This is a genomic window from Psychrobacter sp. PSi21 (assembly GCF_054960615.1).
Genome location: NZ_JBHNYR010000004.1, coordinates 47,293 through 71,920 on the forward strand (window position 1 = coordinate 47,293; position 24,628 = coordinate 71,920).

The 24,628-nt window shown below is 46.7% G+C and carries 22 protein-coding genes; 6 read left to right on the plus strand and 16 right to left on the minus strand.

Annotation, left to right across the window (positions count from 1 at the left end; genetic code table 11):
* Nucleotides 1-315: 315 nt before the first annotated feature.
* The 4 genes from mnmG to ispF form a co-directional block, all read right to left on the minus strand.
* Entirely contained in the window at nt 316-2,211 is a 1,896-nt protein-coding gene (gene mnmG, locus ACFI32_RS03850) for a tRNA uridine-5-carboxymethylaminomethyl(34) synthesis enzyme MnmG (RefSeq protein WP_462625183.1), read from the minus strand.
* A 212-nt stretch (nt 2,212-2,423) separates the two neighbouring features.
* Nucleotides 2,424-2,948 (minus strand): hypothetical protein, encoded by a 525-nt coding sequence (locus ACFI32_RS03855; RefSeq protein ID WP_462625184.1) that lies wholly within the window; start codon nt 2,946-2,948, stop codon nt 2,424-2,426.
* A gap of 263 nt (nt 2,949-3,211) precedes the next feature.
* Entirely contained in the window at nt 3,212-3,553 is a 342-nt protein-coding gene (gene grxD, locus ACFI32_RS03860) for a Grx4 family monothiol glutaredoxin (RefSeq protein WP_462625185.1), read from the minus strand.
* A 165-nt stretch (nt 3,554-3,718) separates the two neighbouring features.
* On the minus strand, nt 3,719-4,213 hold the full coding sequence (gene ispF / locus ACFI32_RS03865) for a 2-C-methyl-D-erythritol 2,4-cyclodiphosphate synthase (protein ID WP_462625186.1): 495 nt from the start codon (nt 4,211-4,213) through the stop codon (nt 3,719-3,721).
* 213 nt (nt 4,214-4,426) lie between these two features.
* Here ispF and mnmA point away from each other — a divergent pair, with 213 nt between their 5' ends.
* From mnmA to ACFI32_RS03880, 3 genes are all read left to right on the plus strand, one after another.
* Nucleotides 4,427-5,644 (plus strand): tRNA 2-thiouridine(34) synthase MnmA, encoded by a 1,218-nt coding sequence (gene mnmA, locus ACFI32_RS03870; protein ID WP_462625187.1) that lies wholly within the window; start codon nt 4,427-4,429, stop codon nt 5,642-5,644.
* Nucleotides 5,645-5,924: 280 nt separating this feature from the next.
* Nucleotides 5,925-7,328 carry an adenylosuccinate lyase gene (gene purB / locus ACFI32_RS03875; protein ID WP_462625188.1) on the plus strand — a complete coding sequence of 468 codons (1,404 nt, stop codon included), beginning with the start codon at nt 5,925-5,927 and terminating at the stop codon, nt 7,326-7,328.
* Between the two features lie 25 nt (nt 7,329-7,353).
* Nucleotides 7,354-7,995 carry a DUF2238 domain-containing protein gene (locus ACFI32_RS03880; protein ID WP_462625189.1) on the plus strand — a complete coding sequence of 214 codons (642 nt, stop codon included), beginning with the start codon at nt 7,354-7,356 and terminating at the stop codon, nt 7,993-7,995.
* Nucleotides 7,996-8,108: 113 nt separating this feature from the next.
* On the opposite strand, the gene ACFI32_RS03885 is transcribed toward ACFI32_RS03880, so the two are convergent.
* Nucleotides 8,109-8,294 carry an NF038104 family lipoprotein gene (locus ACFI32_RS03885; RefSeq protein WP_462625190.1) on the minus strand — a complete coding sequence of 62 codons (186 nt, stop codon included), beginning with the start codon at nt 8,292-8,294 and terminating at the stop codon, nt 8,109-8,111.
* Nucleotides 8,295-8,420: 126 nt separating this feature from the next.
* Between ACFI32_RS03885 and ACFI32_RS03890 the strand changes: the two genes are divergently transcribed.
* Nucleotides 8,421-9,617 (plus strand): JmjC domain-containing protein, encoded by a 1,197-nt coding sequence (locus ACFI32_RS03890; RefSeq protein WP_462625191.1) that lies wholly within the window; start codon nt 8,421-8,423, stop codon nt 9,615-9,617.
* Nucleotides 9,618-9,717: 100 nt separating this feature from the next.
* On the opposite strand, the gene ACFI32_RS03895 is transcribed toward ACFI32_RS03890, so the two are convergent.
* The gene (locus ACFI32_RS03895; protein WP_462625192.1) at nt 9,718-11,139 is read right to left on the minus strand and encodes an SLC13 family permease; all 1,422 of its coding nucleotides are present in this window, start codon (nt 11,137-11,139) and stop codon (nt 9,718-9,720) included.
* Between the two features lie 463 nt (nt 11,140-11,602).
* Here ACFI32_RS03895 and ACFI32_RS03900 point away from each other — a divergent pair, with 463 nt between their 5' ends.
* Nucleotides 11,603-11,764: a hypothetical protein gene (locus ACFI32_RS03900; protein WP_462625193.1), complete on the plus strand. Its 162-nt coding sequence runs from the start codon at nt 11,603-11,605 to the stop codon at nt 11,762-11,764.
* Between the two features lie 102 nt (nt 11,765-11,866).
* Here the strand turns inward: ACFI32_RS03900 and ACFI32_RS03905 are convergent, their stop codons facing one another.
* Complete coding sequence (locus ACFI32_RS03905; protein ID WP_462625194.1) at nt 11,867-12,553, minus strand: YoaK family protein; 687 nt, start codon at nt 12,551-12,553, stop codon at nt 11,867-11,869.
* Between the two features lie 146 nt (nt 12,554-12,699).
* Nucleotides 12,700-13,506: an enoyl-ACP reductase FabI gene (locus tag ACFI32_RS03910; RefSeq protein ID WP_462625195.1), complete on the minus strand. Its 807-nt coding sequence runs from the start codon at nt 13,504-13,506 to the stop codon at nt 12,700-12,702.
* A 325-nt stretch (nt 13,507-13,831) separates the two neighbouring features.
* On the opposite strand from ACFI32_RS03910, the gene folE reads away from it, so the two are divergent.
* Nucleotides 13,832-14,428, plus strand: a complete 597-nt coding sequence (gene folE / locus ACFI32_RS03915) for a GTP cyclohydrolase I FolE (RefSeq protein ID WP_462625196.1) — start codon at nt 13,832-13,834, stop codon at nt 14,426-14,428.
* A 114-nt stretch (nt 14,429-14,542) separates the two neighbouring features.
* On the opposite strand, the gene ACFI32_RS03920 is transcribed toward folE, so the two are convergent.
* From ACFI32_RS03920 to ACFI32_RS03955, 8 genes are all read right to left on the minus strand, one after another.
* A complete protein-coding gene (locus ACFI32_RS03920) occupies nt 14,543-16,195 on the minus strand; it encodes an ABC transporter ATP-binding protein (RefSeq protein ID WP_462625197.1) in 1,653 nt (550 codons plus the stop codon).
* Between the two features lies 1 nt (nt 16,196).
* Complete coding sequence (locus ACFI32_RS03925; RefSeq protein WP_462625198.1) at nt 16,197-17,213, minus strand: ABC transporter permease; 1,017 nt, start codon at nt 17,211-17,213, stop codon at nt 16,197-16,199.
* Entirely contained in the window at nt 17,213-18,283 is a 1,071-nt protein-coding gene (gene yejB / locus ACFI32_RS03930; protein ID WP_462625199.1) for a microcin C ABC transporter permease YejB, read from the minus strand. The genes ACFI32_RS03925 and yejB overlap by 1 nt, the downstream gene beginning before the upstream one ends.
* Nucleotides 18,284-18,360: 77 nt before the next feature.
* Nucleotides 18,361-19,140 carry a hydroxyacylglutathione hydrolase gene (gene gloB / locus ACFI32_RS03935; RefSeq protein WP_462625200.1) on the minus strand — a complete coding sequence of 260 codons (780 nt, stop codon included), beginning with the start codon at nt 19,138-19,140 and terminating at the stop codon, nt 18,361-18,363.
* Nucleotides 19,141-19,226: 86 nt separating this feature from the next.
* Nucleotides 19,227-21,047, minus strand: coding sequence for an extracellular solute-binding protein (locus ACFI32_RS03940; protein ID WP_462625310.1), 1,821 nt, complete (start codon nt 21,045-21,047; stop codon nt 19,227-19,229).
* Between the two features lie 319 nt (nt 21,048-21,366).
* A complete protein-coding gene (locus ACFI32_RS03945; protein WP_462625201.1) occupies nt 21,367-22,287 on the minus strand; it encodes a LysM peptidoglycan-binding domain-containing protein in 921 nt (306 codons plus the stop codon).
* Between the two features lie 190 nt (nt 22,288-22,477).
* Nucleotides 22,478-23,581 (minus strand): 3-phosphoserine/phosphohydroxythreonine transaminase, encoded by a 1,104-nt coding sequence (gene serC / locus ACFI32_RS03950; protein ID WP_462625202.1) that lies wholly within the window; start codon nt 23,579-23,581, stop codon nt 22,478-22,480.
* 93 nt (nt 23,582-23,674) lie between these two features.
* Nucleotides 23,675-24,553, minus strand: coding sequence for a hypothetical protein (locus tag ACFI32_RS03955; protein WP_462625203.1), 879 nt, complete (start codon nt 24,551-24,553; stop codon nt 23,675-23,677).
* Between the last annotated feature and the right edge of the window lie 75 nt (nt 24,554-24,628).

Consider the following 24,628-nt stretch of genomic DNA (forward strand, 5'->3'; position numbering starts at 1 on the left):
GCTGCACATCATCATGGCAACGCCCTATCATAGTATGGATGCGGCTTATTGGAGATAAACCATAAGAAAGTATCAGGTGGGACTTTGCCTATTCGCCATTTATTATCTTGCGAACATAAGCATCACCCTAGCAGAAATGGCCGTCATCTCACAACTTATGATTGTAAAATCAAAAATAAAGCCATCTGGTAACTGCTCATACCAGATGGCTACAAACTAGAGTATGCTTCTCATATCAATGAGCAAAATCAGTGCGTAATCGTATTTTGCTCAACCAAGTCAATCTCAAATACCGCAAATAAGTCTTTTATCCACTTAGGATTCAAGCGCAGATTTGGCTTTTTTCTGTTTTTTAACGGTCATGGCAAGGAGCTGTACGGCCGCAGGGGTCACGCCGCTAATACGACCTGCTTGCGCAAGCGTGGTTGGACGCACTTGCATCAGCTTTTGGACGATCTCATTGGACAATCCTGACACCACGCTATAGTCAAAATCAACAGGCAGTGCGGTGTTTTCCAAACGCTTCATCTGATCAATGTCTTCTTGCTGGCGATCGATATAACCAGCATATTTGACCGAAATCTCGATCTGCTCACCAACTGCAGGCGGCACTTGAGAGTCAGTAACGGCTGCAATGTCAGCAAAATGAATTTGCGGACGTTTAAGCAAATCATAAGCGGTCGCCTCTTTAGACAACACCTCACCCGTTTGCGCGGCCACTTTTTTGCCCAGCTCATTGGTTGGCGTCGCCCACAAGTCTTTTAGACGCGCGGACTCGCGGCCAATGCCTTCCATTTTTTCTTGATACGCTTGCCAGCGTGCATCATCAACGAGACCGAGTTTGCGACCCGTTTCGGTCAAACGCTGATCAGCATTGTCTTCACGCAGCAGCAAACGGTATTCTGCACGGCTGGTAAACATCCGGTACGGCTCTTTGGTACCATGGGTAATGAGATCATCAACCAATACGCCCAAATACGCTTGATCACGGCGCGGCGTCCACGTGTCAAACTCACTGTTGTTGGTGGTCACCAATGCCGCATTGGTACCCGCCAATAATCCTTGTACGCCCGCTTCTTCATAGCCTGTCGTACCATTGATTTGCCCTGCAAAATACAAACGATCAATCGACTTGGTCTCAAGGGTTGGTTTGAGGCTTTGCGGATCAAAATAATCGTATTCAATGGCATAACCGGGGCGCGTGATGTGTGCGTTTTCTAAGCCTTTCATACTATGGATAAAGTCCAGCTGCACATCAAACGGCAAGCTGGTTGAGATGCCATTGGGGTACAGCTCATGCGTGGTCAAACCTTCAGGCTCAATAAAGATCTGATGACTGTCTTTGTCGGCAAAACGATGAATTTTATCTTCGATAGAGGGACAATAACGCGGCCCGACGCCTTCGATTTTGCCAGAAAACATCGGTGAGCGGTCAAGGTTCTCACGGATGATGTCATGGGTACGGGCGTTGGTGTGGGTAATATAGCAGTTGACCTGCTCAGGGTGCATCGACACATCACCCATATAACTCATCACTGGTAGCGGCGTGTCACCGGGCTGTACCGCCATGACATTAAAGTCAACGCTGCGTGCATCGATACGGGCAGGTGTCCCTGTTTTGAGGCGACCCACAGGCAACTTAAGCTCACGCAAACGGTCGGCAAGTTTGATCGCTGGCTGATCGCCCGCGCGACCACCATTAGAATTTTCCATACCGATATGGATGACGCCGCCCAAGAACGTGCCTGAGGTCAGTACCACGGTTTCAGTCTTAAAGACGATCCCTGTCGAGCTGACCACGGCTACTGCACGGCCATTTTCGACCAAGATATCATCAGCAGCTTGCTGGAATAAATCCAGATTTGGCTGATTCTCTAGCGTGTGGCGAATCGCTGCTTTGTACAAAATACGGTCAGCCTGTGCACGAGTCGCCCGAACCGCCGCGCCTTTACGACTGTTTAACACCCGAAACTGAATCCCAGCCTTGTCCGTTGCCAGTGCCATCGCACCGCCCAATGCGTCAATCTCACGCACCAAATGCGACTTGCCAATCCCCCCAATCGCAGGGTTACAGCTCATCTGTCCAAGGGTTTCGATATTGTGAGTGAGTAACAGAGTCTGCGCGCCCATGCGTGCCGCTGCCAGCGCTGCCTCTGTACCGGCATGACCGCCGCCGATCACTATCACGTCATAATGTTTTGGGTATTGCATATCTGCCTCGCTCGATTGTATGGCATGAACGACAAGCGGCGGTATCACTCATGATGACCACCACCTGCTCAATCTGCGTATCAATCTTATTAAAAAAAACGGATAACAGCTCAGGGAATCAGCTAAGCTGTTGAAATTGGATGAATAACCGATAATTATAGCAATTTTTGATGACTTTAAAAATCTTTAACGTCAATGGTTGTTATTGACGCTCAATCGTCGTCGACAGACTGATTTGGACTAAGCGGTACCACTTGATCAAACTGACCGCTGCTCAGCATGTGCTGGCTGCCATAACCTTCAGGATTGGCCTGCAAATACGCCTGCATCTGCGTGATGGCCTGCTCATCATTGCTAGCGATAATTCTTGCTTCAATCATCTCAACTGGTGGCAAAGGTAGATTTTTGAGCAACGCCAAACGCTGCTGGTTCTCACCCTTATCCACCACCAGCTCTATCAACTGACGTACATCAATGGGCAAATCTGGTGTATTTTGCGCCATCAGCGCCAAATGATACGCGCCTGTGGCATCTTGATCGGTCATAATGCGCTGTTCTATTGCCTTATAAGTGCCTCCTGTGGCACCGCCCATCACATTGACTTGATGAATACACTTTAGCGCGCTATGTGATTCATTGTTCGCCATCTCAATTATTGGTAGTGACGCTTGTTTTAGGCGCTCGCGGCGCTGGTCGATAGCATCAGTAGCCGTTTGGGCATTATCTTGTTGATTCATAAATCTCTCTTATTTTTTGACCATGCGTTACGATGCAGCGCGTCGCAACAGGGGTTGGTTATAAGCCTAATATGGGGGCAAATCGTACAAACACAATGCGGGTGCGGTCAGACTTTGTTGAACCGCGTGATATCAAGCCGCCTATCACAAGACAGCAAAAAGCCCAAATCAACGCTTGGCTGATTTGGGCTTGGTTTCACTGCATGTCTAACGGTCTACTATCGTAGGCCGTTAGCAAGCACATATCGGTCAGTCATTTGGCATTAAGCAGCTGGGCTGTTGGCTTCAACTAATGGCTTAAGCTCACCTGATTGATACATTTGCAAAATGATGTCAGAACCACCCATCAACTCACCATCAATCCACAGCTGCGGAAAAGTTGGCCAGTTACCCACTTTTGGTAAGGTCGCGCGGATTTCTGGGTTCTCTAAAATGTTGACAAAAGCAAATGGACGGCCAATTTGAGTCATCACTTCAATAGCTTTGGCAGAAAAACCGCACTGCGGGAACTGCGGTGTGCCTTTCATATATAAGATAACTTTATTGTCTTTGATTTGATCACGGATCAATTGTTCAACGTTGTTTTCGGGGGCTTGATCGGTCATAAAAACTCCTAGTGAATAACCCTGATAAAGAAAAAGTATCAGAGTTGATTGATAAGCAAAAATATCATTAAAAATGGATAAATACGTTGCTGATACATGGGGCAATGAATGCTTGATTACAAGCCTCGTTTTTACATTGCCCTACTGATAAGCATATGGCGGTGATTATACGGGATTGGGTACCAATAATACCACGGCATTGGCCATGATGCCTTCTTGGCGACCCGTAAAGCCCAACTTTTCACTGGTGGTCGCTTTCACGCTGATATTGCTGATGTCCGTTTGTAGATCGCTTGCGATATTGTCACGCATGGCCTGATTGTACGGCGCAAGCTTTGGTCGCTCGCACATTACGGTGATGTCCGCGTTGCCTAGCATATAGCCTGCAGCTTGTACTTTGCCATACACATAGCGCAGCAATACTCGCGAATCCAGCCCTGCGTTATTGGCATCCGTATCGGGAAAATGCTGACCAATATCACCGAGTGCTAACGCGCCAAGGAGCGCATCAGCTAGCGCGTGTAACACCACATCACCATCTGAGTGCGCAAGCAAGCTGTGACTGTGCTCGATATGAACCCCCGCCAGCACCACATACTGCTGCTGTGCGCCATTATTGTGAAACGCGTGAACATCAATACCTTGACCAATTTTTATCATAATCGTTCCAAATGTCAGTAGACAGGACTAAAAAATAATTGCGATAGACAGCGATCAGAAAAACGAGCGTGCAGCGGCTATATAAGATGATATGAACCATTTGTCATCACCACTGCCATGCAGCATTTGCCAATGCTTACCAATGCTCGCCAACGCTTTCAATAAACTGTTATAATACGGTGCTTATTTTATCATAAGTTGTTGAGCCAGTTTATGTCAGCCATATCAGCCACGCAAGTTTCTCATGATTTTAGCGCCCAGCGCGCCCTTACTCTCGCCGATATCGACAACCCCAGTAGCACCCGCGTGATCGTGGGTATGTCAGGTGGGGTCGATTCATCTGTTTCTGCCGTTTTGTTACAGCGCGCCGGCTTTATCGTCGAAGGGCTATTTATGAAGAACTGGGAAGAAGATGACGGGACTGAGTATTGCACCGCCATGGATGATTTGGCCGATGCTCAAGCGGTCTGTGACAAAATCGGCATCAAGCTGCATACCGCAAACTTTGCGATGGAATATTGGGATCGTGTGTTCGAGCATTTTTTGGCCGAATACCAAGCAGGCCGTACCCCAAATCCTGATATCTTGTGCAACAAAGAGATCAAGTTTAAAGCCTTTTTGGACTATGCCTTGACCCTTGGTGCAGATTATATCGCCACAGGTCACTATACGCGCCGCAGTATCAACTATCAAAATAGTGAAGGCACTGAAGTGGCGCAGCTATTGCGCGGCCTTGATAATAATAAAGATCAAAGCTACTTTTTGCACGCGGTAGGCGGCGACAAAATCGCCAAAACCCTCTTCCCTGTTGGCGAGCTTGAAAAACCTGTTGTCCGTCAGATTGCAGAAGAGCACGATTTGGCCACGGCCAAGAAAAAAGATTCGACGGGTATTTGCTTTATTGGTGAGCGCCGTTTTAAAGACTTTTTGCAGCAATACCTGCCAGCACAACAAGGCGACATCATCACTGATGATCATCACATTATCGGTAAGCATGATGGCCTGATGTATTATACGCTGGGACAGCGCGGCGGTATCGGTATTGGCGGCGTCAAAGACCGTGTAGAGGCACCTTGGTTTGTATTGGCAAAAGACTTGGACAGCAATCAGTTGATCGTTGGCCAAGGCCATAACCACCCAATGATGATGAGCACTGAGCTACGCGCCTATAAGCTTGACTGGGTTGATAGAGTCGCGCCTGTTGCGATTTTTAGTAGTGACGGCATGCGCTGTATGGCAAAAACGCGCTATCGCCAGCCAGATCAGGCTTGCCACGTCTTTGCAACCAATGAAGACGGCAGCGAAATCCGCGTTGTCTTTGACGAGCCGCAGCGCGCAGTAACCCCTGGTCAATCAGCGGTATTTTATATTGATGAGGTGTGTTTGGGTGGCGGTGTGATTGCAGCAATCAATGCACCGCGCGAGATTTAATGTGTGGAATAAAAGCCTATGCTAACGATTATCCTCTTAGTGTGGGTCTGTATCCTTCTATTGCTTGTATTGTTGCTGTTTAATTTACCAAAAAAGGGCAGCGACAATTACTCAGCTCGAAAGCACAAAACATTATGGACAGCCTTTATTCTTTATATTATTGGCTCATTGATCTTAGCGGCAATCATAGTATCCGCCATATTTGATATCATAGCCTCCGTTTAAATAAACACTAATTTTTTCTTTCACCCTATTTATTTCACTCACGTAAAGGACAGTTATGACCCTCTCTTTTTCTGCTTTGACCGCACTCTCTCCAATCGATGGCCGTTATGCCAGCAAAGCCGACAGCTTGCGCCCATACTTATCTGAATTTGGTTTGATCAAAGCTCGCGTGACCGTTGAAGTCCGCTGGTTACAAGCCTTGGCTGATAATGATGCGATCGGTGAACTGGCAGCATTTGACAGCGACACCAATGCCTTTTTAGACAGCATCGTTGATGATTTTAGCGAAGCCGATGCCCAAGCCATTAAAGATATCGAAGCCACGACCAACCATGATGTCAAAGCGGTTGAATACTTCATCAAAAACAAATTCCGTGGACAAGCAGCGCTCAACGATTCATTAGAATTCATTCACTTTGCCTGCACCAGTGAAGACATCAACAACCTATCATATGCGTTGATGCTCAAAGACAGCCGCACCGTGGTTTTGGACAAAATGCAGCAAGTTACAGACAGTATCGTTGACTTGGCCATCACGCACGCCGACCAACCAATGCTATCACGCACGCATGGCCAAACCGCCAGCCCAACCACTTTGGGTAAAGAGATGGCCAATGTGGCTTACCGCCTCGCTCGCCAAATCAAGCAAATCGAACAAGTTGAACTGCTTGGTAAAATCAATGGCGCCGTGGGTAACTACAATGCCCATCTGTCTGCGTATCCTGCAGTTGATTGGCAAGCGCATGCTGAAGCCTTTATCAACAACCGCCTTGAGCTGACCTTTAACCCGTACACCACGCAGATTGAGCCGCACGATTATATTGCAGAGCTGTTTGATGCCGTAAAACGTTTTAATACCATTTTGATCGACTTTAACCGTGACATTTGGCAGTACATCAGCTTAGGCTATTTCAAGCAGCGTCTCAAAGAAGGTGAAGTGGGTTCTTCAACCATGCCTCACAAAGTCAACCCGATTGATTTTGAAAACTCAGAAGGCAACCTCGGCGTAGCCAATGCCATGCTGGCGCATTTGGGTGAAAAGCTACCGATTTCACGTATGCAGCGTGATCTGTCAGACTCGACTGTACTACGTAATATCGGTGTGGGACTGGCGCAAAGCATGATCGCTTTTGATGCCTGCCTAAAAGGTGTGGGCAAACTTGAAGTAAATCCACAGCGCCTAAATGATGACTTAGATATGGCGCAAGAAGTACTCGCCGAGCCTATCCAAACGGTCATGCGCCGCTACCGCGTTGAAAACCCATATGAGAAGCTCAAAGCCTTAACTCGTGGTAATGCCATGACCCGTGATGCGATGCTCACTTTTGTAGATAGTGATGAGCTAAGCACCGTCAGCGACAGCGACAAAGAGCGTTTGCGCGACATGACGCCAGCCACTTATATAGGCAATGCCGCTGAGCAAGCGCGCACTATCAAGGACTGGATCGCCAAGCTGTAATACAGCTGACTGATACGTTAGCCATATGTTAAATACGTCTAAAGGCGTGATTGCCAGCACCATTGCTGTATTTACAGCAATGGTGCTGGCCAGTATTGAGCCGCTCGCATGGTCAAGCTATTTGCTGCATCAGCTTGGCACACTTCTGTTTTTGGCATTGATGTTCGCGGCTTACCGCTATTGGCGTGTTAGTACGCGCGCCTATATGCTCGCGTCGCTGTTTTTGATCATTCATATCGTAGGTGCACGGTATCTATACTCCTATGTGCCTTATGATGACTGGATACAGTCATTATTTGGTATACGGTTAAATGATTTGTTTGGCTGGCAGCGTAATATGTACGATAGGCTCGTACACTTTAGTTACGGCCTATTGTTATTTGCCATGATGATTGAAATCTCAAGAACGCTTTTTGGTATTCGATCGATAAAGCGTATGATCGTCATTGCGCTGATGATCAATATGTCATCAAGCATGCTTTATGAACTATTAGAATGGGCCATTGCCTCCACGTTATCACCAGATGCCGCCGAAGCCTACAATGGCCAGCAAGGCGACATATGGGATGCGCACAAAGATATGGCATTGGCACTTATCGGTGGGCTGATTGCGGCCTTATTGTCTTTATATAACAAACGCCGCGTCCAGTTACCAGCAACAAGCTAATGTGTCGCTAAGTCTTTATAAAGTGGATACCGCAAGATTAAATGGTATCTTTCGCCGTCTCAGGAAATAGAAGCGCCGCTTTAAAAAACTGCCACTTCATTGCCAATCGGCAGTTAGTCGTCCTTTTTGTCGTCATCACTATCGCCAGGTATGATGGCTTTACCCACCGCGACCGTACCTTTCACTACCCCCTTGGTGGTCTTATAGGCGATTTTAGCGGGTACTGTGACGATCTTATGCACACACGCTTGCAAGAAAAAAGTACTGGCCAGCAGCATAATAACACTAAGTTTTTTCATAAATATCCTACAGATGGCATACGCCAATAACATCGCAATATGATTGGCAATCATAAACGATTATATGCTTTTTCTAAAGTAGCACTAGGCATTATTTTAAACCAATCCAACACTATGAGTCCTTCCATGAGCACTTTACCACTTTGTTTACCTGATCACATTTCTCCTGAACAATTTTTATCAGAGTATTGGCAAAAAAAACCATTATTGATCAAGCAAGGACTACCTCAGTTGATCGGTATGTTTGATCCTGAAGATATCTTAGGCTTAGCGTTAGACGAAGATGCCTCAGCGCGTCTAATCACCGAGCAACCAGAGGCTGTTGGTCATACTACAAGCGATGATGATGCCGCACCAACACAGTGGCAACTCAAAAAAAGCCCCCTGACCGAGTCCGACTTTGCTGAATTACCTGAGAAATGGACGGTACTGGTACAAAACCTTGAGCAGTGGTCGCCTGAGCTGGGTCAACTGTGGCAGGCATTTGACTTTGTACCTCAGTGGCAACGTGATGACATCATGGTTTCTTACGCGCCCAAAGGTGGCTCAGTAGGCAAGCATTATGATGATTATGATGTGTTTTTGGCACAAGGCTGTGGTCAGCGCCGCTGGCAGCTGGGCAAATTTTGTGATGAGCAGACCGAGTTTGTCGCAGGCGAGCCGATTCGTATCTTTGATGACATGGGTGATATTATTTTTGATGAGGTCTTAGAGGCTGGCGACGTGCTCTATGTACCGCCTAAACTTTCTCATTTTGGTGTGGCTCAGGATGACTGCTTAACCTTTTCTTTTGGCTGTCGCCGCCCTAATCTGATGCAAGTGATCGACAGTCTCGCTGATGTGGCCACTAACGACAGCAGTCTTTTTGTGCCGATGCTATTGCCGCAAGCACAGCAAGCTTCAGGAGCACTACAAGCCGATAGTATTAATGCCATTAGCGCCCAACTGCTGACATTATTACAATCAGAGCGCGGTGCTGATATCATGCGTCAAGCGGTCAGCGAAGTGGTCAGTAAGCGACAATATGATGCGCTGGTACCTGAAGAAACTGTCGATACTGACGAGTTACTTGAGACGCTGGCTCAAGGCGCGGTATTGCAAGCGGACTATAGCAGCCGCATACTGTACAATCACCATAATGGCAATGTAACCCTCTATGTTAATGGGCAACGTGTAGATGGCCTCGATGATGCCAGTGCTGCCTTGCTGATACGATTGGCCGATGGTGACAGCATCAGTGCCACAGATGTGGTCAATATTGACCCAGATGAGATGATGGAATGGTTAGAAAATGGTTGGATCTGGCTGTCTGAACCAGAATAACGGCACTTTTAAATCTGTTATAAACAAAAAAACCGACATCTTATAGATATCGGTTTTTTTATGGGTTTCATTTTCCATGATAAAATGTAAGAAACACGGTTTATAGTAAGAAGAAATATGCCCAGAAGCCAATGAGAAAGGTAGCAATAATATTCAAAATGACACCAATACGCATCATTTCTGTTTGCTTGATCAAACCAGTACCAAATACAATGGCGTTTGGTGGTGTGGCTACTGGTAGCATAAAGGCACAAGAAGCACCAATACCGATAATGAGTACTAAGACTTCGTGCGGCAGGCCCATATACTCTGCAATTGCCAAAAATACAGGGACTAAGAGCGCAGCTGATGCCGTGTTGGATGCAAACTCTGTCAAAAATATAATGAATGCAGAGATCGCAATCATCACTACTAATAATGGTGCATTGGCTAAGCCGCTAGCAACGGTTTCGCCCAAAACTAATGATGCGCCTGATACTTTTAGGATATTTGATAGCGCAATACCGCCACCAAATAGCATGAGCACACCCCAATCCGTATTATCCGATACTTGCTTCCAAGATACTAAGCCAAAACTTACAACAGCTGCTGCTGCTAATAGTGCAATGATAGAATCCATACTACCAATGTCAAATGCGGCACCGATTTTTTTGGACAGCATCCAGCTACCTGCCGTCAGAATAAATATGGCAATCGTTAAAATACGCGTCTTAGTCCAAGGAATAGACTCATCTTGTTGTAGCGTCATCTTACGGTTGAGGTTGGGTTTTAATACGAAATACATGGTACCCAAAAGCACAGGTAACAATAGCAACATCATTGGGATACCGAACTTCATCCAATCAACAAACGTAATCTCAAGCGCTTTTGCGGCAATGGCATTCGGCGGCGAACCAACAATTGTACCCAAACCACCCAAACTTGCTGAATAAGCGATACCGAGTAGTACAAAGACAAAGGTACCACGGTCTTCTTTACTGTCCACTTGAGTCAAGATACCCAGTGCCAGCGGTAGCATCATCGCCGTGGTAGCCGTGTTTGAAATCCACATAGACAAAAAGGCAGTCACACCAAAAATCAATAATACCGCTGTACCCAGCTTACCGCCAGACATCGATAAAATCTTTAGCGCAATTTTTCTATCGAGCTTTTGCACATGAAGCGCTGCTGCCAACGCAAAGCCACCAAAAAACAGATAAATAATGGGGCTAGAAAAGCTTTGTAATCCTATTTTGGCATCGAAATCAGGAATATTAATCAATGCCCCTACTACAACCACCAAAAGCGCAGTGATAGTGACGTGTATCGCCTCAGTCAACCACAACACGCCGATGAAGAACAGCATTGCCAACCCTTTATTGGCACTGACCTCAAATGGTAATACATTATAAATAACAAAACTAATGATCGCCGCAATTACGACTATAATCAGCCCTTTTCCCGTTCCCTTTGGGAATGTATCTGTAAACAGATACTCGTTACCATCATTAGGCAGATGGCCATCTAATTTTTGCTCTGACATAAATTATCCTTATCGTATTCAGAGAGGTCGTCAAATTAAAAAGTCCAATATGCATCAGTCACAAAATAGTATTGTATCAGTACTAAATTCGTTAAAATTTTGTCAGTATATCGGAATTTTTTATGGTCGCGTCATTTCTATTCTAAATACATTTTATTAACATTATAACGTCACGTTATAATCGCTATTTAGCCACTTTATTGATAAAAAAGCATATTACTGATAGTAAAACCTATTTAACTATCAGGTGTTTAGACATATATATCTATTTTTTATCTTATTTATCAGTTACACAAAGTTATCAAATCACTATCATTTACTGCTATACAAGCTAAAAACGATGTCACATACTCAGTTAATCGGCCAATACTTTGTAGCGATAGCAATCATATCGTGGCAGGCGATCCTCATTAAATAGTATATTTATCATAAAGACAATAAATAAAACCATCAGGAGTATGTCATGACAAACCCAAATAAAACTGACGTTACCACCAAAATGGCGCCAAAAGATATCAACCAAGACGCACTGGCCAAAGAAGACCAGCAGCGCACGGATGACTCGGCACTTGACATGATGCAAGGTATGCATGAGCACGAAAATCATGAAGACGACGATCAATAACTGATACTGCTAGCGACGTAGATCATACCAAAAAATACCCAGCATATGTTTAATCAGAATCCATATTGACCTTCTTTTTAAGCAGTCATCATATTTACGCCGCTATGATGGCTGTTTTTCTTCGCGTTTTTCAGGCAAGTGTTCTGACGCATGGCTATAGAGCAGCGCTGTAATCAAGACAATACTGCTGGGTATCAATAGCGCTGCATAACCCACATGTGCGTAGGCAAAGGCACCAACCACACTCCCACCGCAAAAGCAGTACCAAATAATGGCTTGGAAACCGAGTGTCGGCTTACTGATTGTCCGTCCTGCCAGCCAGTTACCGATGGCAGCCCCCATATCAGAAGTCAGTCCCGTCAAATGCGTGGTACGAATCACTGCACCGCTATAAGTGGCCACCATGGCGTTTTGTAGACCGCATGCCATCGCTGCGGTTAACTGACCCAAATAATCATGATCTTGGTATAGTAGGTAACTTAAGAACAACAGCGCCGCCTCGATATAAAGCGCACGGCCATAGCGTCGTCCGAGCTTAAGTGAGGTCTGCCCAATGACAAAGCCGCTTAATATGGCTCCCGCCAAAAACGACAATAATGAGGCACCAATATATAATAGGCTACGTCCATCAAAATGCGCAATAGCCGCAGCAAAGAGGCTAACATTGCCTGTTACATGCGACACCGATAGACTGGTAAAACCTATCAATGCAGCGGTATTGACGCAGCCTGCACTAAAGGCTAAGACTGCCCCGCCCCACAATATCCATCTTGGTAGCTTAGTGATCATCAGCACCGCCTAAGGGTCTATTTGGCCACAAAAGCTCATAGTATAACCAAAAAAAACAGCCGCTTGGCTGTCTTTTTTTGGGTTATACACGATTATCTGTTACGCACAAGCCGCTATGACACACCATCATTGTGACGGATACGCAGCTACTCTGAGTCACCGATCGTCATCAATTGCTCACTGATGGCAACCGTGTTAAAGCCAGCATCGACAAATAAGATTTCGCCAGTAATGCCTGAGGCCCACGGCGACAAGAGGAACAAGGCGGCATTGCCCACTTCCATTTGATTGACGTTACGCTGTAGCGGGGCGATTTTTTCGCTGATGTCTAACATTTTGCGGAATGACTTGATACCGCTGGCTGCTAAAGTACGAATTGGACCTGCTGAGATAGCATTGACACGAATGCCTTCGCCGCCAAGCGAGGTGGCCAAATAGCGCACACTAGACTCAAGGCTGGCTTTTGCCATGCCCATGACATTATAGTTTGGCAATACTGAAATACTGCCTTCATAAGTCAAGGTCAGCATAGAGCCATGACGCATGGCCAATAGTTCACGGCCTGCCTTGGCAAGTGCAACAAAGCTATAGCTTGAAATGTCATGAGCAATTTGGCTGCCTTCACGTGTGGTCGCATTGGTAAAATCGCCATCCAGCTGATCCATCGGTGCAAAACCAATGGCGTGAACGATACCATCAATACCATCACCCCAATGCGCAGCTACTTGAGCAAAGCATGCGTCAATAGAGTCATCAGAGGCCACATCGCACTCGACGACCAAGTCTGCTTCAAAATGCTCGGCTGCCATGTCCACACGTTTTTTAATTTTGTCATTGGGATAGGTCAAGATTAAAGACGCGCCCTCACGGTGTAGTGCTTCAGCAATCGCCCATGCAATAGAGAGTTTGCTGGCGATACCAGTGACGACAAAACGCTGTCCTTGAAGTAGCATAATCGCTCCTTATGTACCGATGAAATCCAATCGGTAGGGTAAATAACTATTGCTGAGACTCAGCAATACAGTAAAAAGTACAATCAAAAATACAGATATCTCATTATACACGAATCAAATTAAGTAAACAGTCGTAAACTATACCGCGTGTGGCAGTATAAAAAGCTTTTGGCTTGACGCAAGCGCTGACTGACAACGGTATGAAGTTGAGCGGATTTCAAGTATAATCACAACCTCTTCCAGCTTGCACAATTTTTACAAAAATCCTTTACAAAATAGGATTTACCGTTAAGCTATACCCACATTTTGGATGGCTGCCAAACTTATGAGTAACACCCCAACAATAGTCTCAGATTACCAAGAAAGCGTTGATTCTTACCGTCAATTGATCAGCTCGACAGGTGAAGATTTGACGCGTCCAGGTCTTGTTGAAACCCCTATGCGAGCAGCAAAAGCGTTTGCCTACTTAACGCAAGGCTATCATCAAAACCTAAGTGATGTGGTCAATGATGCTGTGTTCCCATCGACCAATCGCGAGTTGGTGTTGGTACAAAATATTGAATTTCACTCACTCTGTGAGCACCATATGCTGCCATTTCATGGCGTCGCTCATATTGGCTATTTACCCAATGGACAAGTGCTTGGTTTGTCAAAGTTTGCGCGCATTGTCGATATGTTTGCGCGTCGCCTACAGATTCAAGAAAACCTCAGCGAACAAGTGGCGCAAACCATCATGGATGTCACTGGTTGTCGCGGCGTGGCTGTGGTGATGGATGCCGCTCATATGTGTATGATGATGCGCGGTGTCAATAAGCAGCATTCCACTACCCGCAGTACCGCAATGCTGGGCGAATTTGTCCATGACAATCAGGCACGCAATGAGTTTTTGGGAGCAGTGCCCAAACGACAGCCATCATTTTAACGCCCACCATAAGGTAGCCTTGTAGGCTATTCCAGTTGTATCGGTGCTTTCATCAGCTTCACCAAAAAAAGGACGCCTCGGCGTCCTTTTTTTAACAGAGCTATTTTATCAAGCTTAAGGCGCGCCCATACTTGCCTGCAATAAGCGCTTGGCATAAGGGTGGTTTGGCTGCGCAAAGATAGTCTCTGTCGCTCCCGCTTCGACGCAGACCCCATCCTTTAGTACCATAATATGTTGACAAAGCGCACGCACGACTTTGAGATCATGACTGATAAACACATAGCTGAGCTGTCTGGTGGCCTGTATTTCTCGCAGCAACTCAACCACTGTCACTTGTGTGCTGCTGTCTAGCGCCGAGGTTGGCTCATCCAAGATCAACAGGCGTGGCTGCATCACCAGCGCACGCGCCAGTGCCACCCGCTGACGCTGACCGCCCGACAGCTCATGGGGATAGCGTGTGGCAAAAGCAGTTGGCAGATGTACTGTGGTCAAGCTTTCAAGCACCGCTTTCTCGCGGGTGGCCTTGTCTATCCCTTGCACCAGTAAGCCTTCTTCGATAATTTGCATCACTGTCATGCGCGGGTTAATACTGGCAAAGGGATCTTGAAAAACCATCTGCACATTGGCACGAGAATGACGCAGCGCTGACTTTGATAGTGCCAGCATGTCTTGCCCATGAATGCGCACAGTGCCTTGTACCCGTGCTTGATGACTCAGCAAGCGGCATAACGCAAGCGCAGTGGTGGTTTTGCCAGATCCCGACTCGCCCACGATCCCGATGGCCTGCCCTGCAGTCAGTTGCATATTGAGACCATTTACCGCATCAAACCAGCGCTTCGTACCACCAAATAGGCTTTTTTCTGCAGAAAACTGTACTTGTAGATCGTTCACCAATAGCACGGATGAATTCTCATCCCCCTCGGGTAACGACAATGCTTGACCAAAATCTTGCTCAATCAGCATGCGGGTATATTCGGCTTTGGGTTGGTGAAATATATTTGCAGTGTCGCCTTGCTCAATGACTTGACCTCGCTGCATGACAATGACGTCATCACTATAGCGTTTAACCAAATTCAAATCGTGGCTAATCAGCACCATCGCCATATTGTGCTCACGCTTTAAGCGATCCAGCAGCGTCAAAATCTCGTGCTGTAAGGTCACATCCAGCGCCGTCGTCGGCTCATCAGCAATCAAGATATCAGGTTGCTGCGCCAGCGCCATAGCGATCATCACCCGCTGGCGTTGCCCGCCAGACAGCTCATGAGGGTAACGCTTGAGCTTGTCTTTAGGTGCCGTGATATTTACGTCTTGTAGTAACGCCAAGCTGCGCGCTGGCCACTGTTTTTTGGATACACCAGCAAGACGCAGCGATTCTGCAATTTGTTTGGCGACCGTATGCAGCGGATTGAGCGCGGTCATTGGCTCTTGAAATATCATGCCAATTTTTTGACCACGAATGGTGCGCCACAGTGCACCATCACTCTGACTGTCCGTTAAGGGTAACGCGCCAATCTCTGCCAGTGTTGCCGTACCTGTTACGGTTAAGCTGGTAGGTAATAGCCCCAGCAGTGCCAAGCTGGCAATCGACTTCCCTGAGCCTGATTCGCCCACGATGGCTAGTGTTTGTCCCTGATGCAACTGATAAGACAGCTTATCTACCAAGGTAGCACCTTTTCTCGTCTTGATGCTCAAACCATCGACTGTCAATACGGGCGCTGAAGCCACGCGGGTATCGTTATTCATTATGGTATGCGGTATGGTGGTCATATCAAGAGCGCCTCGGATCAAACGCATCACGTAGCGCTTCGCCAATAAAAATAAGTAACGACAGCATGATGGTCAGGCTAAAGAATCCTGACAATGCCAACCATGGCGCTTCTAAATTGTCTTTGCCTTGCACCATCAGCTCCCCAAGTGACGGTGAACCTGGCGGCAAACCATAACCCAAAAAGTCCAGCGCAGTCAGCGCAATGATATTTGCAGTCAAAATAAATGGCAGCTGCGAGAGGCTGGAGGCCAGTGCATTAGGCAAAATATGCCTGTACATGATTTGGTAATCGGACACGCCCAAGTTACGCGCGGCCCGCACATAATCAAAGTTACGCGCACGTAAAAACTCAGCACGCACCAGCCCCACCAGTCCCATCCAGCCAAAGAGTAGCATCATAGCAAACAGTATCGTAATACTGGGACTAAATAAACTGACCAAAATAATAATCATAAACAGCTGCGGCATCCCGCCCCAGACTTCCATAAACCGCTGGCCTGCCAGATCAACCCAGCCGCCATAGTAGCCTTGGATTGCCCCAACGATGATCCCAATCAGCGCCCCAGCCAGCGTCAAGGCCAACCCAAACAAGAGAGATATCCGCATACCATATAAAATTCTCGCCAATACGTCACGGCCCATGTCATCGGTACCAAGCCAGTTTTGGCTGTTGGGCGGTGCAGGATATGGCAAACCCAGCTCGACATTGGGCGTTTGGTCAGCAAAGGCAATTGGCGGCATGACATAATAGCCATCCGCTTCAATGAGCGACTGCACCACAGGGTCTTTATAATTGGCCTGCGTTTCAAAAACCCCGCCAAAAGTCGTTTCAGGATAGGCTTTGAGTACGGGAAAATAATAATCGCCTTGGTACTTGACGATCAGCGGCTTGTCATTGGCAATCACATTGGCGAGCATACACAGTGTAAAAATCACCAAAAAAACCAGCAGCGAGACCACGCCCAGGCGATTACGACGAAAACGGTTTAGGCGCGCTTGCCAAATCGGATTCAACATCAGCGCCCCTCAAAATCAATACGTGGATCAACCAAGTGATAACTCAAGTCACTCACCAGTTGCAACAGCAAACCCACCAAGGTAAAAATAAACAAGGTTCCAAAAATCACTGGATAATCACGCTGCTGAATGGCCTCAAAGCCAAGCAGACCTAGACCATCCAATTTAAAGATAATCTCAATCAAAAAGTTGCTGGCAAAAAAGATACCCACAATTGCCGCGGGAATACCCGCAATGATAATCAGCATAGCATTGCGAAACACATGCCCATACAGCACTTGCCGTTCGCGTAACCCCTTGGCACGTGCGGTCAGAACATACTGCTTGCCCAGCTCCTCTAAAAAGCTAAACTTGGTTAAATAGGTCAAACCTGCAAAACCGCCTACCGTACTTGCCAGCAGCGGCAAAGCCAAATGCCAAAAGTAATCTTTTATTTTGCCGATGAGCGATAACTGATCAAAATTTTCTGATGTCAGTCCTTGCAGCGGAAAAATATTCCAGTAGCTTCCACCTGCAAAAAACACCAGCAAGATCACGGCGAATACAAATACTGGTATCGCATGTCCTATTGCCAGCAGCATGGCCGTCGCTTTATCGACACCTGAGCCATGATGCATTGCCTTATAAATACCCAGTGGTATCGCAATCAGATAAATCAGCAGCGTACTCCAAAGACCAAGTGATATCGAAACGGGCAGCTTTTCTACAATCAAGTCGGTAACAGGCTGCCCCTTGAAGAATGACTTGCCAAAATCAAGCTGGACATAGTTTTTGAGCATGATCCAAAAGCGCTCAGGTGCCGATTTATCGAAACCGTATTGTGCCTTGATCGCCGCGACCATCTCATCAGACAGTCCGCGCGTGCCTTGATAATTACTATCGCTCCCCCCTGCGGATCCTGCCCCAACATTGGCATTGAGTGCATTGTCTTTTGCGCCTTGCTCAATCAAGGCGATTTGCTGCTCAACAGGACCACCAGGAGCCGCTTGCACGATCACAAAATTGGCCAACAATATCAAAAATAACGTCGGTAATATGAGTAGCAGTCGTTTTAAGATATATCGACCCATGATGCATAATTCCTAAATAACAAACCCACGATGTACCGCAGCGCTGACGCCTAAAGAGATGACTTTATCATCTTTATTTAAAAGTTATTTTTCAGCTCACGCAAGGCGGCAAATACCGTTAGTGGTTTATCATCATCCAAAGCGGTCAAAGCCCTCACACCTGCGATCACACTGGACTGTTCTGTGCGTAAAAACACATTGACTGCGCGTTCGTGCTCGATGGTGACTGGCAGCGTTGGCACGCCTTGTTCTGTTTGTTGTTGTGCTTGCGCCAAGGCCTGCTGCATCGCAGCATTATCAGGTTCAATAGATAATCCAAAGCGCAAATTGTTGGCGGTATATTCATGGGCGGGGTAGCAGCGCGTCTCTGCAGGCAACTCGTCTAGACGCTCAAGGCTGTCATAAAGCTGCTCAATCGTGCCCGAAAAGACGCGGCCGCAGCCACCGCTAAACAACGTATCACCACAAAAGCAATGCTTGTGACCATCGATATCTACAATATAAGCCATGTGACTTGCAGTATGGCCTGACACATCCCAAACCTGCGCGGAATAACCCCATGAACTGACCGTGCTGCCGTCTTTGATGGTTTGATCTTCTTGAAGTCCGTGTTCGCCATGCGCCACGATATGCGTCATGGGAAAGTATTCTTGTAGCTCAGCAACACCGCCAGTATGGTCATGATGATGGTGTGTGATCCAAATCGCAGTCAACTCCAGCCCTTCCGCCTCCAAGTAGGTAGTCACAGGCGCTGCTTGACCGGGGTCAATGACAATGGCCTGCTTGTTATTCTCATTAATCAAAGTCCAAATGTAGTTATCACTAAATGCCTTAATGGGATGGATACGAATACTCATGTTCAGTCCTTACGACACAGGGTCTATTATTTTTTTATCAATGAATGTTAGGGCGCGATCTGTTCTTATATTTTGTTATCGGGCTATCACTGGCCCAAATAGCGATTGATCCGTGCTTCAGCGTCCTTATCTGACCACCAGTAATCAATACCAACGGCATTGGTTGGTAGGGTTTTGACATGGCGGTATTGATCCCAATAAGCCACAGGGGTGGCCGACCGACCGTATAGCGGTACCAGATAATACCCTGAGCGCAGCAAACGGTCGAGAACCTGCGTGTAAAGTACGATTTGCTCACGACTATCAGCATTACCCAAGTCCTCAATCACACTGTCGATGGCTGAGTTTTTGATACCAATGGTATTTTGATTGCCGTCTTCATCAGCCGCACGGCTGCCCCAATACCCAGCCTGTTCAGCGCCTGGTGACAGACTTTGCTGAAAGACATCGACTACCATATCATAGTCAAAACGGCGCATCCGCTCCGTATACTGCGGTGCATCCACTTGGCGCAGGCTTGCATCAAAGCCCAAGCGTTGCAAGTTACGAACATAAGGCAACAGCACACGATCTAGCGTATCACCTGTCATCAAGATTTCAATACTTGCGCGCTTACCGCTTGGTTGATACAGCATCATATCATGATAATAAAACCCAGCATCAAGCAGCAACTGACGCGCTTTTAGCAGCCCTTCACGGTTAAAGCCCTGACCATCACTGATCGGCAGCTGCCACTCAGCCAGTACCGCTTGGCGCTGACTCGGTTCAAGCTTAGACAGTAGAGGCGTTAACACCTTCATCTCAGCAGCTGATGGCGTTCCTGTTGCCGCCAGCTCTGAGTGATGAAAAAAACTTTGCAAACGTTCATATTGACCATGAAACAAGGTTTTATTCATCCACTCAAAATCATAAGCAAAGGTCAACGCTTGCCGCACACGGATATCTTGAAACAAAGGGCGGCGCTGGTTCATGACCAGCCCCTGCATCGGCACAGGATTGTGATCGTCAATCAGCTCTTTGACAATAAGTCCCGCTTTGACCGCAGGAAAATTATAGCCTGTGGCCCAATTGGACGCGCGGTTTTCAGGACGAAAGCGATATTGTCCTGATTTAAATCCTTCAAATGCAATCTCATCACTTTGATAATAGACAAATTTAATGCGATCAAAGTTATAACGGCCACGATTGACCATCAAATCACGGCCCCAGTAATTGGGATCACGCACATAATTAATCGAGCGCCCAACATCAACGCGTCCAAGCTGGTAAGGACCACTACCCATCAGCGGTTGCAAACTGATTTTTTCAAAATCGCGCTCTACTGAGGGTTTAGAAAAGACAGGAAACTGACCCACCGTAAGTAAAATTTCTTTGTTATCATCAGAATTAAATACAAATTTGACTTGATGGGTATCGACCACTTGAACGGCTTTGATATCGCTCAGGTAACTGCGAATATGCATTGGCCCTTTGGTCAATAGGGCATCGTAGGTGGCTTTGACATCAGCACTGGTGACGGACGACCCATCCCAAAATCGTGCGCTAGGGTTGATATGATAAATGATCCAGCTGGTATCGTCAGGATCATAAGTCACCTTACTTGCCAGCTGCGGATACATGGTAAAGGCTTCATTTAATGAGCCCGTCATCAAGGTATCATATAGATAGCCTGTGCCTACCATCGGAATACCCGTGGTCATCCATCTATTGGCGCTATTAAAGGTGCCGCGTGTGTCTAAGGATAGCATACCGCCTTTTGGTGCTTTCGGGTTGGCATAAGGCATATACGGCGCGCGCGCATACTCTGCAGTACTATTGTGCCCAAGCGCAGTAGTGGTAATGATCTCGGCATGAGCAATAAACGGGGCAAGCAATAGCACGGTGGCACATAAAGTACGCGCAAGCATCGAACGGGGATGAAAATACTTGATAACAGAAGATTTGCTAAATAAAGCGTTAAAGAGCTGATGCAGCAAAAAATGCGTGCTGGTCTGACCTATATCCGATGCACAAACAGGTGCATATACGCCTTGGCGTATGCCTGCGCTGCGTGGTAAATAAGCAAGAAAAAAAGGCCGTTTTTTTATCATCGTCGTTATCATAATCACTTTGCGCCCGAGCCAATATGGCGGCGTCACCGTTTTTTATCATAACAAACTTCGCTTTTTTCACCTAATCATTTGCCAAACAGCAGAAAACCGTACCAGTGCATCAAGCCCCTTCAAATCAGTAGGTATTATCCGCAGCCTTTATTGTCGCATCGTTTGGTAACGTAAGTTTTTGACCGATCTCTAGCTCAGCATAAGGGGATACGCCCGTCAGCTTGGCGATTTCCATAAAGTTGGTATTAAAGGTATTGGCAATACCCATTAAGGTATCCCCTCGTTGTACTGTGTAGGTGCGCGGGGCGGCAGTGACCTTAGTCGTTGTACGCTGTTGACGACTGCTTGACTCACTTGACGTTTTTGGAATAACCAAATATCGACCAAAATATAAGGTATCATTCACGTCTAAATTGTTTGCATCTGCCAAACGGCGCACATCCAGTTGATACATTGCTGCGATTTTTGACAATGTCTCGCCATATTTCACTTGATGTTTATCTGATGGCGCACTGGTAGAATTTTTTGCTTTTTTGACGCGGGGCGGCGCAGCTTGAGCGTTTTTTTGAGTCGATTCAGCATCATTATCAGCAGCAGGTTTTTCTGAGGTGACAGCAACAAGATTGGTCTCTGTTGGTGTTGCTATTTTCGCAGTAGGTATGATCAGAGTACTATCGATGAGCAGTCCTGCTTGTGGGCTGATTTTGTTGATTTGAGCCAGCTCATTGAGGTCAACACCATATCTTTGTGCCAAGCCTGTCAAGCTATCGCCGCGTTTGACTCTATATAAGTTATGTTTGGTATTTTTGTGAGGAATGTTAAGCACCTGACCAGTACTAAGGCGACTAACTTCTAAACCATTGGCATCGATCAATGCCGTTTTTGATAGACTATACTGTTTTGCAATACCGCTTAACGTCTCTCCCGCTTCAACAATATGATGAGTGGATGATTGAGCTTGCGTAAAAATCAGCGCACCAAACAAGATGGCCACTGACTGCTTAATCCAGTTTTTATACGTCGAATATGATTGTTGACCGTTCATCACTGTCTCCTTAATGCCTATTGTTGTTTTTTCCTATGATGGTTAATAGACTATTAAGCGGTTTGACAAAAAATTAAGACGACCACTGAGGCGATCGTCTTAATCGCAATATCGCGATGAATCCATATGCTATTGCGTAAGGTCAGTGAGCACGCGCTAAACCACGCTGAATCACTTAGCAAGTACTCAGTTAACCATATTTTTTCTCAAAATCTTGCATAAAGCCTACCAATTGCTGTACCCATTCGAGCGGTACCGCGTTATAAATGCTGGCACGCATACCGCCTACGTCGCGATGTCCTTTCAGATTTAACAAGCCAGCTGCCTCTGATTCTGCTAAAAACAGACCGTCCAGACCACTGTCTGCTAACGTAAACGGCACGTTCATGATAGAGCGGTACTGCTTGGCAACTGGGTTGCTATAAAAAGCACTTTGATCAATAGTATCATACAAAAGTTTGGCTTTTTGTTGGTTGATTTTACCAATCGCCGCCACGCCACCTTGATCTTCTAACCAGTCAAAAACCAATCCCGCCAAGTACCATGAATAGGTCGCTGGGGTGTTTGACATGGATGCTTTCTCTGCTTGATGCTTATAATTCATTAGCAGTGGGCACCATTCGCTCGCTTGATCCAACAAGTCTTCACGGATAATAACGATCACCAAACCCGCAGGCCCGATATTTTTTTGGGCACCCGCATAAATCATACCAAAGTCAGAAACATTAATCGAGTCAGACAGGATAGACGATGACATATCAGCGATAAGTGGCGCGCCGACTTTTGGTGGCTCAAATATTTGCAAACCATGAATGGTCTCATTAGCACAGTAATGAAAATAAGCAGCGTCATCGCTGGACTGCCAGCCACTTGGATCAGGCACATCAGTAAAGTTGTTGTTTTTCCCTGTGGCGACCAAGTTGATTTCACCTAAGCCCAGTGCCGCGTAACGCTGTGCTTCTTTAATCGCTTTGCCTGACCAAGCACCAGTCGTTAAATAATCAGCACGACCTCCATTTAATAAATTTAAGGGTATGGCTGAAAACTGTAAGCTCGCCCCACCCTGTAAAAATAATACTTTGTAATTGTCAGGAATAGCCATTAGGCGACGCAGCTGGGTTTCTGCTTTTTGAGTGATCGCCACATAATCTTTGCTGCGATGACTCATCTCCATCACCGACATGCCACGACCCTGCCAATCCAGCAGATCCTCTTGCGCTTGTGCTAAGACAGCGGTCGGCATGGTGGCAGGGCCAGCACAAAAATTGGGTAAACGGTGAAACGTAGCGGTCATGATGATTGTCCTAAGGTTGAGGGTTGATAAAAGTTAAGATACGTAGGTGAATAATCACGTCAGTCTTGATGATAATGGCTAAGCAGCTCATTATTATGAACTTGTCGCCGTGTCTGCTGACAGCTGCTGCCAAAACGCACGCTTCAGATTGGTATCAGCCAACATCGCATCGAGTGTCGGCACAGGGGTCAAATGTGGGTGAGCAAGGTTGTCAGGCAATGTGGTTAGCGCGGCGACTGCCAAATCATCACGGCGGCCAATCTTAAACAAGTAACCAGCAAGACTGGCATTGGCAAGCTCGGCGCTATCCATACCCGCGCAAATAGGAAATGAGCTGGTTTCACAAGACAATGATAGCGCTTGGACAATATTGTGCCATAGTTTTTGGCTGTCACTATGTAACGCTTGCATATCTACCAGTACGATCCAGTTACCATAACGGCCGCCTTGTAAGGTAAAAGGTGCGACAACCGCTTCATTGTTGACATCGGCATTGCTGGTTTCTGACGTGTGCGTAGCAGGCGGCTCATCAATGCTATCCAGACTAAAGACCCTGCCTGCCTGCGTCTCGGAATCAAGGATCTCAAAATGATCATCCGTAGCCGGGGCATATTCGCTGTACTCACTATAACTGGCATCAGCTACTGATTCAGCCGTAGTGATAGATCGTACGGCTTCATCGTGGTTTTGCTCGCCATCTGTTTGCTCGATATTAGCGTGACCGTTGTTATCACTTGCCCATTGTGCCTGCTTTGGTTGCTCATCAGGAGGCGCAGCGATCGTTGTTACTGGTGCAGCAGCGTTCAGCTCGGTAGGGAGTACAATGTGCGCCGCCGTGCTCATCTCAGCAATCTGTTGCATCGGCATGGTTGGCGACGTCGGTTGTATCCATTGCTCAATACCCAGCATGGCCAAAATTTGGCGCTGCTGCTTTTGTCGCTGTCGTACTCGTTGCTGGGCGGTGTCACTCATAGCGTACTATTGTCCTAATTACGGCGTGTTCAAACAGACTGGGAACGCAAATGATGGCACACTGTTTGGGCGCTA

Coding starts and splice junctions, on each gene's coding strand:
- folE (WP_462625196.1), top strand. CDS start 13,832: ATGAGTAACACCCCAACAATAGTCTCAGATTACCAAGAAAGCGTTGAT.
- ACFI32_RS03880 (WP_462625189.1), top strand. CDS start 7,354: ATGTTAAATACGTCTAAAGGCGTGATTGCCAGCACCATTGCTGTATTT.
- ACFI32_RS03900 (WP_462625193.1), top strand. CDS start 11,603: ATGACAAACCCAAATAAAACTGACGTTACCACCAAAATGGCGCCAAAA.
- ACFI32_RS03885 (WP_462625190.1), bottom strand. CDS start 8,294: ATGAAAAAACTTAGTGTTATTATGCTGCTGGCCAGTACTTTTTTCTTG.
- ACFI32_RS03940 (WP_462625310.1), bottom strand. CDS start 21,047: ATGCTTGCGCGTACTTTATGTGCCACCGTGCTATTGCTTGCCCCGTTT.
- ACFI32_RS03890 (WP_462625191.1), top strand. CDS start 8,421: ATGAGCACTTTACCACTTTGTTTACCTGATCACATTTCTCCTGAACAA.
- ACFI32_RS03855 (WP_462625184.1), bottom strand. CDS start 2,948: ATGAATCAACAAGATAATGCCCAAACGGCTACTGATGCTATCGACCAG.
- ACFI32_RS03920 (WP_462625197.1), bottom strand. CDS start 16,195: ATGACCACCATACCGCATACCATAATGAATAACGATACCCGCGTGGCT.
- purB (WP_462625188.1), top strand. CDS start 5,925: ATGACCCTCTCTTTTTCTGCTTTGACCGCACTCTCTCCAATCGATGGC.
- ACFI32_RS03955 (WP_462625203.1), bottom strand. CDS start 24,553: ATGAGTGACACCGCCCAGCAACGAGTACGACAGCGACAAAAGCAGCAG.
- grxD (WP_462625185.1), bottom strand. CDS start 3,553: ATGACCGATCAAGCCCCCGAAAACAACGTTGAACAATTGATCCGTGAT.
- ACFI32_RS03905 (WP_462625194.1), bottom strand. CDS start 12,553: ATGATCACTAAGCTACCAAGATGGATATTGTGGGGCGGGGCAGTCTTA.
- yejB (WP_462625199.1), bottom strand. CDS start 18,283: ATGGGTCGATATATCTTAAAACGACTGCTACTCATATTACCGACGTTA.
- ACFI32_RS03895 (WP_462625192.1), bottom strand. CDS start 11,139: ATGTCAGAGCAAAAATTAGATGGCCATCTGCCTAATGATGGTAACGAG.
- ACFI32_RS03925 (WP_462625198.1), bottom strand. CDS start 17,213: ATGTTGAATCCGATTTGGCAAGCGCGCCTAAACCGTTTTCGTCGTAAT.
- serC (WP_462625202.1), bottom strand. CDS start 23,581: ATGACCGCTACGTTTCACCGTTTACCCAATTTTTGTGCTGGCCCTGCC.
- mnmA (WP_462625187.1), top strand. CDS start 4,427: ATGTCAGCCATATCAGCCACGCAAGTTTCTCATGATTTTAGCGCCCAG.
- mnmG (WP_462625183.1), bottom strand. CDS start 2,211: ATGCAATACCCAAAACATTATGACGTGATAGTGATCGGCGGCGGTCAT.
- gloB (WP_462625200.1), bottom strand. CDS start 19,140: ATGAGTATTCGTATCCATCCCATTAAGGCATTTAGTGATAACTACATT.
- ispF (WP_462625186.1), bottom strand. CDS start 4,213: ATGATAAAAATTGGTCAAGGTATTGATGTTCACGCGTTTCACAATAAT.
- ACFI32_RS03945 (WP_462625201.1), bottom strand. CDS start 22,287: ATGAACGGTCAACAATCATATTCGACGTATAAAAACTGGATTAAGCAG.
- ACFI32_RS03910 (WP_462625195.1), bottom strand. CDS start 13,506: ATGCTACTTCAAGGACAGCGTTTTGTCGTCACTGGTATCGCCAGCAAA.